4 protein-coding genes and 1 pseudogene are annotated in these 13,305 nt (G+C 56.0%); 4 read left to right on the plus strand and 1 reads right to left on the minus strand.

Annotated features, from left to right (window positions below):
• Positions 1 to 8,193: LamG-like jellyroll fold domain-containing protein (locus ACF8AM_RS19655; RefSeq protein ID WP_392557283.1), on the minus strand; the 8,193-nt coding region annotated here is incomplete at its 3' end.
• Between the two features lie 364 nt (positions 8,194 to 8,557).
• Here ACF8AM_RS19655 and ACF8AM_RS19660 point away from each other — a divergent pair.
• The 4 genes and pseudogenes from ACF8AM_RS19660 to ACF8AM_RS19675 form a co-directional block, all read left to right on the plus strand.
• Entirely contained in the window at positions 8,558 to 10,606 is a 2,049-nt protein-coding gene (locus tag ACF8AM_RS19660) for a TolC family protein (RefSeq protein WP_392557284.1), read from the plus strand.
• A 9-nt stretch (positions 10,607 to 10,615) separates the two neighbouring features.
• Positions 10,616 to 11,542, plus strand: a complete 927-nt coding sequence (locus ACF8AM_RS19665) for an efflux RND transporter periplasmic adaptor subunit (RefSeq protein WP_392557285.1) — start codon at positions 10,616 to 10,618, stop codon at positions 11,540 to 11,542.
• Entirely contained in the window at positions 11,536 to 12,987 is a 1,452-nt protein-coding gene (locus ACF8AM_RS19670) for an efflux RND transporter periplasmic adaptor subunit (protein WP_392557286.1), read from the plus strand. Before ACF8AM_RS19665 ends, ACF8AM_RS19670 begins: the two co-directional genes overlap by 7 nt.
• Positions 12,981 to 13,305: pseudogene (locus ACF8AM_RS19675) on the plus strand (peptidase M50); the annotation flags it as partial. The gene ACF8AM_RS19670 and the pseudogene ACF8AM_RS19675, both read left to right, overlap by 7 nt.

The following is a 13,305-nucleotide window of genomic DNA, read 5'->3' on the forward strand; positions in this document are numbered from 1 at the left end:
CGTGCCACTGGTTGTCGTGTTGACAATGAACTCGGCACCGCTGGCAACTCCATTCGCGTCGTAGAAACGCCCCATCACGGCGGATCCATTGCCGTCATCTGCGGAATTGTCACTGCGCCATGTCACCATGAACGATCCGTCACCGAATCCAGCGACAGCGGTTTCGTATTGATTTAGGGTTTGCTGGGTGACGTGGATCTCTGCACCGACAGCAACGCCACTGGAATCGAACTTTTGCGCAAACACATCGCTGTAGTCCGCGTAGGAATTGCTGTCTTCGTCGACGAGACTTCGCCAAGCGATCACGAAACCACCGTCGCCCGTCGCCGCGACGTCAGGGTAGTATTGGTAGTGCGCTGTGGTCGTGTTGACGGTGAAAAAGTTGCCGATTTCGTTGAAGTCAGCGTCAAAGTGTTGGGCACGAACTTCGTAAGCCGAATCGTACCAGGTGACAATGTGCGTTCCGTCGTTAAGCGTCGCGACGTCGAAGCTGTAATCGCTGTACGACAGAATTTGACGGGTCATTACATCGGCTTCGCCAACGGCATCTCCGTTTTCGTCGTAGTGCTGGGCCATGATGTCCCAGCCCGAGTCGTTGTCGTAGTTGGTGTAGAGCAACACGTAACCCCCGTCTGCTTTTGCGACGACCGAGCTGTAGATGTTGCTGTACCCGGTGTAGCTTTGCAGGTTCTCGATCGGTTGAGCGATCAAGTCATCACCGGGCGTGACCAGTTCAATGTCGGTGGGGGCGGAGTTGAAACCGGCTTGAGCGGTTTCATAGGTCGCGTCGCTGAAACGCAGTTGTTCAATCCCCGACAAGGTGTCGGTGCCATCACGCAGCGCGACATTGTCGGTGATGGTCCAGGTGCCGTCCATGTTGTCCGTGATCGTGTAGTCGGCAGCCGCGCCGGTGTAGACCGCCACGTCGATCCCGACTCCGCCTTCGATCAAATCATCGCCGCCACCGCCAGTGATGGTGTCGTCGCTGTTTTCAGGGAAAATCTCGATGACGTAAGCATAGGATAGGATCTCCGAAGCGTCGCTCCAGGTTCCATCGGCGTTCATGATCAAGGCGTCTTCCAATTGAGCGCCGTTGGGATCGCCGTTGGAAAAGTTCTGGTAGCTGATCGGTGTGCCATCCGTCCAAACGAACGCATCTTGGTGACCCGTGTCCGACGCGCCCAACCAAACCGCGGATCCACCCGCCAAGGATTGAACAAAAGCATTTTCAGCGGCGGTACCGATTTGGACCAGTCGCGCCGAATAGCCCAGGACGCTGGTCGATTCCGCTGCTTCTTTCGCTGAATCCCAATCCGTCGTGCCGGAGATCAGCTTGTAAAACTTGCCCGTTGATTCGTTGTAGACAAGCGATGGATCGGCCGTGAGCATGTCGGCGACGGTTGTGTCATCGCCGTCAATGTTGTCGTTGCCGTCTCCGCCGTAGATCGTGTCATCACCACGGCCCGCTTGAATGTTGTCGTCAGTGACTGCGCCGCCATCGGCACTTCCATCACTGGGGCCACCGTAAATGACGTTGCCACCCTGGGTGCCGGAAATTTGGCCGTCGTCGTTGCCATCGGATAGGTCATGGAAGACATCCTTGCCGTCGTTGACGTTGATCGTTATGAATTGGTTGTGGCTCAGACCAGCGGCGTCCGTGACAGTCACGGCGACTTGGTGTGACTCGCTGATTTCATAGTCGAGCGTATGCGACGTGGCGACCGTGATTTCACCGGTGTTGCTGTCGATCTCAAAGTTGTTCGACGGATCGGTCAGGCTGAATGTGAAGTTGCTAACCACCTCCGTGGCATCCCATTCGACAACCACGTCAGGCGTACCTGGGCTGGCATCGGTGTCGCCCCATGTGCCGTCCACATGCCATAGAAATGCGTAGTCGTGGGCAGCGATGTTGTTGGGCTCATTCGAACTCCAATTGTTGTATTCATTGTTGGTCGCAGTCCCGGTGGAGTGGTCACCTTGCCAAAATTGGTCGCCTGCTTCGGTGCCGTCGTACCAACGGTATTCGCCTTCGACTAGTGCGTCCGATGCACCCAGCCAGAGATAGTCGTTGGCATCCGTCGCCATCTGTGCGATCAGGTCTTGTTCGTACTGAGAACGAATTGTGACCAGTTGTCCGTCGGCACCGTTGAGCGACGAACCGGTTGCTAATGCGAGAGCGGAATTCCAGTCGGTATCCGCGTCGACGTACCGGTAGAACTTGTTCGTGACGGAGTCATAAGTCAGCGACGGGTCATTGTGCAAAATCGTAGAAATCGCAGCGGGGGTTTCGGTCACCTGGATCTCGGCGACGACTGCGCCATATGGACCGGTTTCGAGTGATTCAAATCGCAGAATGCTGGTGTCGGATGTGGCCGTGAAGGTCAGTGTGTAGTAATTGGATTGGTTATTGGAAAACGACCATCCATCGGGTTGAGCGATCGTGATGTCTTGCGAAATCCCGTCGGCACTGGCGCGGAACTCCACGTGGTCTTGTCCACCGCTGAAATTTCCTCCGGCCTCGAAAGTCAGTTGGTATTGTTGGCCAGCAACCGTGGTCAGCGACTGCGTGATCACCCCGGTGGTGTCGCCGTTCAGTTCGACTGCGCGACCGCCATTTTCGGAATCAGGAAGCACTGATCCGAGCAAATCCACGTTGCCGTTTTCGACTGTCCAGGCACCCAGTGGGGTGGCGTTGGTGTACCGAGTGTACGTACCAGGGTCATCCGCTTCCAAGAACAGTCCGTCGTCGACCACGTCATTGATCGTGTCGGGGGCACTTGGCACGACGTAGCCAACACTGGTTCCCGTGCCCGCGTTTTCGTCGATGTGCAGGTCTTCGACCGGCGTGCTGGTGGTGAATCCAAACCCGGTCGCGTGGCCCACGCTCAGGTTGTTCCCGCTGACAACGTCAACGACTTCATTGGACTCGCTGAAGCCGTCCATCTGCCAGCTGGCGATAAGACCGTCGGGGAGATTGTCACTGTCTAGTTTTTGCTGATGGTTCGATGCAATTTCTGGTTCCGTTCGCACTTCCTCCCACAGGCGGAAATCGTACACGGTTCCGTGGAACTGCTCCCCGTCAACGGCATCGGCGCCGTCATCAAAAGACTGGCCAATGGACAGGCCATCGCTAACCGAGAAGCTCAGCCCGTCTCCGAGCCCATCTCCCGATTCTGCATGTTCGCCATCGATGTAGAGTGACCAATTTCCGCCGTTGGAATCCCAACTGATGGCGACGTGATGAACGTGTCCATCCAATAATTCGGAATATTGTTCCGTGGTCGATTCTTCGTAGGCATGAATCCCGAGATCGATTGTGCCATCAGATCGAACCATCATGCTCAGTTCGTTCTCGCTGCCGCCCGTCGCGGTGAAGTCGAACAGTCGGTGAGATTGGCCATTTGTGTGGTCGATTGAAAACAAGGTTTCCACTGTGACCGACGAAAGTCCACTAAGCAGATCGACATTGGTGAAAAGATACGCGTCATTGCCACCATCCGTGTTCAGCTCGATGCCGCTCGACAGATCGCTTGGCGCGTTGTCGGATTCGACCAGATCATTGAGCGAAACGGTGAAGACTTCATTGTAGGTGTTGCTGTCCTCGTCCGTCACGCGAACGGTCAACGCGTGAGAAGCCTGGCTCTCATAATCCAGCAACGAACCGTCTGCGACCGTGATCACGCCCGTGCTGGCGTCGATCGCGAAAGCGCCGGCGACTGTTTGCGACTCGATGGAATAAGTCAGCGCGTCGGTGGCGTCCAGGACGAGATCCGCATCCCACTGCACCACATAGCCGTCCATCGCTTGAACGGCGGTGGCGTCAAACCATGTTCCGTCATACTGCTGTAACAACGCGTAGTCTTCGCTGGCTCCACCAGTGGGACCAGCGGTGGCATGCCAGTTTTGATAGTTACCGTCGACGGCGTATCCGTTTTCGTCGCCTTGCCAGAAAGCCGAAGTGTTGACGTCTTCGTCTTGCCATCGCCATTCACCCTCTACCGATGCATCGGTGGCACCGATCCAAACATCATTGCCAATGTAGTCGGTCGCCAGTTGTTGAACGAAGGCGTTCTCGCTGGATGAATCGATGGTGACGAGGTCGCCTGTTAAACCCGACAAGGTGGTGCTTTCGGCAGCCGAGTGGGCGGCCGTCCACGTGCCGCTCGACAAGACCGTTTTATAGAATTTGCCGGTCGCGGCGTTGTAGGTTAGTTCGGAATCGGCCGCCAACAGGGCTGCGATCTGGGCGTCCCGTTCCGCGTCCTGACCGCTGACGCTGCCCACGATGCTGCCGGTGATTGCATTTTCGTTGACCGCAAACGTGAGTGCGGAGTTGCTAGCGGTGAAGCTGACATCGTCGACGTGTTTGAGTGTCAGGTTGTTGCCCGAGACCGCTTCGATGACGACGCCGTCGGTGGACAGTTGGTTGAATTGCCAGTTGGCAAGCAAACCGGATTCGGTACGAGGAAGGTCGCCGCGATAGCTGCTTTCGATCTCGCTAGCGGTGCGAGCGTCATCAAAGATTCGGATGTCGTGCAGTGTGCCACTGAAGATTTGAGGAGTTGTGTATCCGCTGTCTACACCGTCTTGTTCTTGGCCAAAGACCAACGTACCGTCCGCTGCGAGCGTTTGTCCTGTCGCTACACCCGTGATCGAGGAAACGACCTCTCCATCGACATAAAGTGACGCGGCGCCCGTGGGGCCATCCCACGTGATCGCGACGGAATGTTCAAAGCCGTCACCCAACGAAGTGAAGTCATAACCAGAGAACGAATAGTCGGTGCCATTGATGTAGAGTTTCAGCGTCGTCCCACTGACGATCGCCAATAAGGCATTTGAGTCGGTGTCGCCTTCGTAAGAAAACAGCGTGGTTTGACTTGGAACCGAATCGGATGAAAATTGGATTTCGACTGTAGTTGACGAGAGTCCGCCAAGAACGGCACCGCCATTCTCGGCGATGAAGTACGCATCGTTTCCGCCGTCGGCATTGATGCTGACCCCGCCATTGCTAGTAGCCGTGGTAGATAAATCACTAGGGAGCCCGGCTTGCAAGGCGTAGAGGTCTGCCATCTCCGCGTCGGTGACGGCATAGTTGTAGATGCGAGTATCATCGATCTGCCCGTTGAACTCACCGCCAACCGTGCCGATGTCATACGCACCGATCTTGGTCGACGTCACACCGGTCAAATCATCGAAGAATATGTCAGTCGTTGCGTCACCATACGAGTAGGTGATGTCGCCGCCTGTTTGAGCAACGCCGTCGATGTAGAGCGTGTTGCCACTTGCGTCAGAGGTGACCGCAACATGATGCCACTGATTGTCATGGATGGTGGCGATGGATGTCATGCGCAGTTGTGGAGTCCCACCCGTCGTGACCGCCCAAACGACGTTTCCGTTTTCAACCCACAGCGATGCAAATTCGTTCGGATCACCGCTGCTGACGTCGAAGATGGTCGCGAAGCCGGTCGTCGAAAACTTCACCCAAGTCGCCACGGTGCCTTCGGAGAGCGTCGAAAAGGTGCTGGCATTGGCGGACAGGTCGACGTAGTCGCCGGACCCATCGAGAGTCAGTTTGCCGTCGCCGACTTGATTCGTGTTCGTCGTGGTGTCGACGGAGGCATCGCCTTGCAATGTGCCGTCCAAACCATTGCCGCTGCTGTCCGTCGCCGCTGAACCCGAATCGAAATCGTACCGGGCGAGCAGCTGTGGTGGCCGGATGTATTCGTAGGCACCGATGTCAGCGCTCGCGTCGCGGGCGACCCCGCGTTGGTCATCCGTTGTCGAGGAACCGATTGCGGCGTTGTAGGCAATGCTGCCGCTGTTGATCGCATGAATGTGTTGACCCGATGTGGCATCCACGCTCAGTGCAGCCAGCATTGGATCGCTGCCCACGATGTCCGTCCCGTCGGTGCCACTGAAACCGCTGTTGTGTTCAATGATGTTGTACCCGCCGCTGACGATCGTCCCGTCGACATCATTACCACCAAAGTTGGAGGTGTTGTCGGCAAAGATGCTGTTGCTGACGTTGACCGTTCCGCTGTCAACACGCAGGCCGCCACCGTATCCAGCTGTTGCTGTGTTGTTCGCGATGGTGCTGTGGTCGATGTTCAACACGCCACCGCCCATTCGAATGCCGCCGGCATCGTGTTGAGCGACGTTTCCGCTGATTGTGACGTTGGTCAGATTCGACGTGCCACCGGTAATGTAGACTGCTCCGTTGTCCGCAGAGTTACCTACGATCGAAACGCGATCCAACGTCATGGTACCGGACGAAGCAATCGCACCCCCGTCGGTATTGCTGACGGTGTGGCCTGAGAACACCACGTCATTCGCAAAGAACGTTCCCGCGTTTCGAACCCCACCGCCCTGTTCGTTGCTGGTCGTTGAATCAACGATTGAGAGCTGTTGCAAAGTCAATTCGCCAGACGCGTCGACATCGAATACCCGGTCGCCGAGTCCACTGGCGTCAAGGATAGTGTCGCCCGCACCTGATCCAACGATGATCACTTCATCTGTGATATCAAAGTCACCCGTTGCCGCCGATGCGTTTCCGATGCCAGTCGCATCGAGTGTGTACGTTCCGGATGACAACTGGATCGACCATCCGCTATCGCTGTCATTCTGCGCCGCTAGGATCGCTTCACGAAGCGAGATCTGTCCGTCCGCACCCTGATTAGCCAGCAGACTGGCTACATCCGTCGTGGTTCCGTCAACAGTGTCATTAAACGTATCGACTTGAATGCCAGCGCCCTTGGCGATCAAGACGTCGATGTCATTGTCGGAGATCGCACGGGTGTAGATGCGAACGTCGTCCAGCTTGCCTTCGTAATCGTTGCCCGCAACGCTAGTGCCACCAATTGTCACCGGCCCGCTGACATCCACCACGCCCACGTTGGCAGAGGTGGTTCCGGATGGATTCCCATCGACGAACATCCGCATGTTGTTGCCGCTACGCGTCGCGGTAACGTGGTGCCAATTGCTGTCGGCCACAAAACCAGATGCAACCCAACTGGTTGCCGATGACGTGCTGCCCTGCAGCAGGAAGTTCAAACTGCCGTCGGCGCTGGTGTAGATGGAGAACCCGTCGCTGCCGTCGTGCGAACCGATCAAGCGCGTCGAGTTGGCTTGCAAAGCGTCCGCGTTGTACCAGAACGAAACGGTGAAATCGCCGCTGAAGTCCAACGACGGATCATCTGCGATTTCAACGACCGAGTTCGCACCCGATCCGTCCTGGGAGAAGTCCATCGCGTATTCACCAACGGCCGCATCGCTGGTCCACGCCGGATCATTGACCCATGAGCCGTCGTTGCCACTTCCCGACGCATCCGCTTCCGTCAGCGAACCCGACGTGTCGTATTCGTGATGCACGACCAGGTTGCTGGTGATATCCAACGTGCTGTGCCAAGACGCCTGTGCCGCGTAACCAAACGCAACTTCCGTTGACACGTCCCCGACGGTGTATTCCAGAATCCAGTCACCGCCGAGGTCCTCATGTCCCGTCGCATCATCACTGGCCGCGACGTCGCAGTTGCAAACAATCGCCAGCATCTCGATCAGGTCTTGACCTTCGACCGTGCTCGCCAGATCGCATCCATAGATAAGCAAGTCCGCTCGTGAGTCAAGCGAATGTCCCCATGAGGCGATGTCGCCAGCAAACGAAGGTGCGGAGTCGATGCTCAGTCGATCGCTCCCGAGTTGAATGCTTTCGCCGTCGCCGTGCGATACCAAGTGAACGGCGTCGACGCCCTGCAGCGTCGCCAAGGTGTTGCTGATTTGATCAACGCCGCTGTGGTCATTCGACAGACGCACGATCAACCATTGCGAGTCGTCACTTTGATCTCGAAGGTTCTGAATCAGTGTGTCGCTGTCCTGCACCCCGTCATCGATGAAGATGACTTCGATCGGGCGTGCTGGGTCCATCGGGATGGGACCTTCGGCAGGGTCATAGAAGTCCGGCTCGTCTTTGTTTTTGCGCGCTTCGCCATCAGGAGTCACTTCATCTGCATCAAGATCATCCAGCGCAGCATCGAACGCGTCTAAGTCAGCGTTCAACGATTCCACCAATTCCGCATCGGGAACGACGGCGTCGACTGCTTCCAAACCTTCGCCGGAAAGCAGAACACGGTCTTCCAGTTGAAAGAAGTGAAATTCGCGTTTGCCCATCAGATTGTCTTCAGAATCGGATTTTTGCATGGTGAATTGCCTCATCGTCCTAAACGACACATTTTCACGCTCGCATGAGACGTACGGGTGTCCAGGTAGGCTCCGCTGACTTTTCCGATTCCGCTGACGATGCGTTTATTGTCGATTGATTCTGTTGAATCGGTCGGTAGGTGGGAAAATGCAGGCGGTCGTTGCAATCCTCACGACCAATGCTTCCGAAGATATCTGTACACGTAGTGAAATCCTGTAGTGGGGTTCTTTGCCGTTGCAATCACTCGATCGGTTAGCACGGAGGCTGGTTTTTCCCTGGAACGGGGGCAGTCGACGTTGTTTGTGTTTCAAAGCGAACTTGGTCAAGGAAGGAATGAAGCTCGTTCTCAACCATTTTCGAAGCATGCTCAAGAAATGGCCGTTGCCGGCCGCTTCGACGGGATGCGATCGACTCCATTCGGTGGACAAGGCTGTTGTGCCTTGGCGTCGATCGATGGTGGATGCTTGGTTGTTGGGGACGCTGCTTTCGCTCGCTTTCGCGCTGCTTCCGAATCATTTGAAAGCGGACGAACCCCGAGCCACGTCGTTTGAGCAATTTCTAAACGCGGCAGCGGCGAATGTTGCCGAAGCGGTCCGTCGAGATTCCTTGGAACCTGAAACGCTGCCCGCTCCCACTCCGACCAGCGACGGCATGTCATTGCCGCCAGACGGAGCCACACAGGCAAGCGATCTTGGGATCGAAACCAACGCAGAAGTGGTGGGGCCTTGGTGGGAAAACCTGGCGTTTGCGGCTTTGTTGTCGACGCCCGAGCAAGTTTCGTTTGACCTTCCTACTGTTCTGACCGACACGCTGGAAACCAGCCCGCGAATCTCCGCTGTTTCACGCCGGACCTCGATCGCTTACGAAAAGATCGTTCAGCAAGACGCCGTCTTTGATCCCACCTTGCTGTTGGAAGGCGGCTACGATCGTGTCAACGATCCCGTCGGTAGCACATTGACGACGGGCGGGCCCGATCGATTGATTCAAAATGGAGTGACTGCGAGTGCAGGCTTTCGAAAGCTCACCCGTCGCGGGACCATCGTGGACCTGTCTCAAGAATTGGGAACGTTGGACAGCAACAGTCTGTACTTCGACCCCAATCCGCAAGGCAATTCAAAAATCAGTCTCAGCATCACTCAGCCGTTGTTGGCGACCAGTGGCGAAGTCTACAACACACGGTTGGTCACCCAGGCGTCCATCGACAGCCGAATCGCATGGCAGGAAATGCGTACGGAAGTTGAAAATCACATCGTTGAAACCTTCAACGCGTTTTGGCGTTTGTATGAACGACGTTGTCACCTGGTGCAGCAACGAAGTCTGATCGAACGAGGAGAACAGATCGCCCGGTTGGTTGACGCTCGTGCGGACTTGGATTCGGGCCCGCTCCAGCGGATCAAGGTGCAACGCCGATTGGCAACGGATCGCGATCGATTGATTGAAATTGAGGCGGAACTAAAACGTTTGCAGGTGCGGTTGCGAACACTGGTCGGCAGCCCCGCATTGGCCGCACTCAATCAATCGGTGGAACTGATCCCGTTGGCCAACCCCGACATCCCCAACGAGAACATCGAATTGGAAGATGCGATCGTTCGTGGGTTGGAGTATCGACCGGATATCCAAGCGGCGACGCAGGAGCTCGCTTCGGCGGGGTTGAGCATCAACGTGACACGCAATGAGTTGAAACCTCAATTGAATGCGGTGTTTGACGCTTACTTGGCGGGTCTTCGAGGAGACAACCGATTTTTCCAAGCGTTTGGCGATCAATTCACGGAAGGCCCCGGCCTCACGGCGATGCTGCAATACAGTTTGCCGTATGGACGTCGAGCTGCACGCAGTCGAGTTCGTGAGGCGCGTCACCGTTATCAACAGCGAAGTGAAGAATTGCGGCAGAGTTTGCTGACGGCACGCCGCGAAATTGAAACAGCTTTGATTCAAACGGAGGCGAACTTTCGACTTCGGGACAGCAAAGCGATCACCTTGGCGGCGGCAGTCCGTGAAGAAGAAATCGCAACGCGACGCTGGGACGTGCTAGCCGGCGACGGTGGTCCCACCGCGTTGGTGTTGGAGGATTTGCTCGAGACTCAAAAACGTCGAACCGAAGCTGAACAATTGTTGGTGACGTGCCAGGTTGCTTCCATCATCTCCATGATTGAACTGCAAAAGGCGATGGGCACGTTGTTAAAAACAGAAGGCATTCAGCCCACGCGTCCAAGCAACACCAGCCAAATTGAGCTGTTGCAAACCGAGCCTGTTGAACTGGAACAGTTGAGGCCACTGACCCGCATCGTCGAGATGAAATCGCGGCGCGAACAGGAAGTGACAGGCGAATCTTTGATCAGTGAATCAGGGTTGATCGAGGGGGATGACACATCGACCGTCGACAGTGTGACCACATCGGAAAGCATGCAATAGGAACGCAAGATGAAACGAACATCATGGACGATCATTGGATTGGCTGTTTTCGTCGCGGTGGGATTGCCGTCGAATCTCGCCCAAGCTCAAAAAGCATCCGATGCTTCGCGAGGCATCGCGTTGTACGGGGATTCAGCCTACGAAGGTTTCTCGCAAGCGATCGAAGACATCTATCTGGGCAGTGAAGATCTGGGCCGGATCATTGAGATCCCGGTGAAGGTTGGACAACGTGTTCAGGCCAATGATGTGATCGCTCGTTTGGACGATGAGATCGAACGAGCGTCCATGGAAATTGCACAAACCCAAGCGTCGATGGTTGGTGAGATTCACGCGGCTCAGGCATCGTTGGATTTGCAAACGATACGGGTCGAGCATTTAAGACGCTTGCTTCGCGACGAGATGGCAGGTTCCGATGAGCTCCGGCGGGCGGAAATGGAACTGAATATCGCCAAGGCTCGTCTGCTGACCGCAACGGAACAACGGTCATTGCGAACCGCAGAAGCGAAACGGCTCGAATTGCAATGGAAACGGCGAACCATTCGTGCTCCCTTCGACGGAGTGATTGCTGAAAAGATCGCTGGTTTGGGCGTCACGATGACACCCACCGAACCTGAAATCGTGCGTCTGGTTCGGACAGATGTTCTACACGGGGTGTTCAATGTAACGGCCGAACGAGCGTTGGCGATGAAGGTTGGGATGGAAACCCAGGTTTACTTTCGCGCGGCCCGTCGAACCGTGGACGGCGAGATTGACACCATCGGCCCATCGATCAATAGCGAAAGCGGAACGATCGAAGTTCGAGTGCGAATCGAGAATCCGTCGGGAACGCTCCGCCCAGGAGACCGTTGCACGATGCGGCTGGTAGATACGAACCACGTCGACGAGGTTCCGAGTTCCATTTCTCGACGCCAGCCTTCGGGAGTTCCGCGATGGTGAGTTTGGTATCCGAGTCATATGACGGGGCGACCAATGTGATCGAACCGAAAACGTCGAGCAACGTGTCGTCCTCGAAGTCGGATTTGCTCTCCGCTTCGCCGGGCTCTTCGCGTGCGAAGATGTTTCAGTCGATGTGGCACTCTTGGTTGACCGAGATGGCATCGACGAAGGACCGCGTTTCGGCGGCGGAGTTGTTCGTCCAACGTCTCTCTGAGATTCTACCGGATCACACGATTCGTCTCGGTTGGGGCGCTCGTTCGCTCCATCGTTTGCATGATGCACGATTGGGATGGTTGGGCGCTGACAACTCAATTCGCCAACGCTTTGATGCCCAGTGGTTGGCGTCCACGGTCGAAGCTGATTCGCCGATCACCGAGAGCACCTCTCGGTGGGAAAACGGGACCTTGGTGATCGATTTGGTTCCTGATATCGAATCAGCCACTCAAACCGCGAAAAATGCAAAACGTGATGGGGAGAGCGTCCCGCGTTGTCTGCTTTGGATTCGGCCACCGAGTGCCGATGATTTTGACGCCAAGACCTTTCAACGCATGTTTCCCGCGGACGTGATGGGGTTGTTCGCAGCGATCTTTCTCAGTCGCCCCGCCAACGATCATTGGGGACGAATGGCCAGCCGAATCAGTCAGTGGTGGTCACGACGTGGCCTGATCGGAATTGCCTTTTTGATCACCTTGATCCTGACATGCATTCCGATGTCCTACCGAACGCATGCAACGGCAACGGTTGCTGCGATGAATGGCCGACTGATCGCCTCGCCGATTGATGCCACTTTGTTGACGACGTTGGTTCGTCCTGGCGATCGCGTTAAGGCGGGGCAAACGCTGTTGCAATTGGACGGCCGCCCACTGCGAATTGAACTGGAATCAGTTCTGGCCGAAATCGAGGAATCACAAAAGGATGAGGACATCGCTCTGGCGAGCGGAGAAATCGCGACGGCACAATTGGCAGGGCTTCGGCGGAAAACTCTCACTCGTAAAGCGGAATTGCTGCAAGACAAACTCAATCAACTCGATGTTGCGTCGCCGATTGATGGCGTTGTCATTCAAGGCGACCTGACTCGGTCGTTGGGGACCCCGTTGGAAATCGGCCAGACGTTGATGGAGATCGCTCCGGAAGGCAACGTCGAAATTGAATTGGAACTGCCCGAATCTGAAATTCGTTTCGTCGAAATGAACGCTCCTGTGGAATTATGGTTCCCAGCATTGGACGGGCGTGCGTTCGATAGCCAGGTGCGTTCCGTCTGGCCTGCGGCGACCATCCGCGATGACGCCAACGTATTTGTTGCCATCGCGGAATTGCCCAACGACGATGCTGCCTTGCGGGTCGGAATGCGAGGGGAAGCCGTGGTGATCGGTCCCACCTACCCATGGATTTGGAAATGGATTCGAACCCCTGTGAAACGACTGGGGTGGATGATCGGATGGTGAAACCAAGCGACGTTCCTATCGAACCATGCGATCGAGTCGGTTCTGAAAAAACAGAATTGGAAACGGCCGCTCCACCAATGGCATCGCCCAAGGTGCGTTTGGATTCGGAGATGGAATTCACCGTTTGCGAAGTGGCGGGAGTCACAGTGATTCGCGCCGCGCATGGTGGCACCGGAAAACACTTTCAATTCGGCGCAGCAGAACACCACGTCGCCATGTTGTTGGACGGGGAGCGTTCGACGACCGAAATCATCACGCAAGCGAAACGGGATGGATTGGATTGGTCCGCGGAAGATATCGCGGACTTCATTTCCGTGC

This window comes from Rhodopirellula sp. JB055 (assembly GCF_043100905.1).
In the GTDB taxonomy this organism is placed as follows: domain Bacteria; phylum Planctomycetota; class Planctomycetia; order Pirellulales; family Pirellulaceae; genus Rhodopirellula.

What these genes read in the sequence shown, in the direction of transcription:
- ACF8AM_RS19660 (WP_392557284.1), top strand. Translation starts at nt 8,558, where the DNA reads ATGCTCAAGAAATGGCCGTTGCCGGCCGCTTCGACGGGATGCGATCGA.
- ACF8AM_RS19670 (WP_392557286.1), top strand. Translation starts at nt 11,536, where the DNA reads ATGGTGAGTTTGGTATCCGAGTCATATGACGGGGCGACCAATGTGATC.
- ACF8AM_RS19665 (WP_392557285.1), top strand. Translation starts at nt 10,616, where the DNA reads ATGAAACGAACATCATGGACGATCATTGGATTGGCTGTTTTCGTCGCG.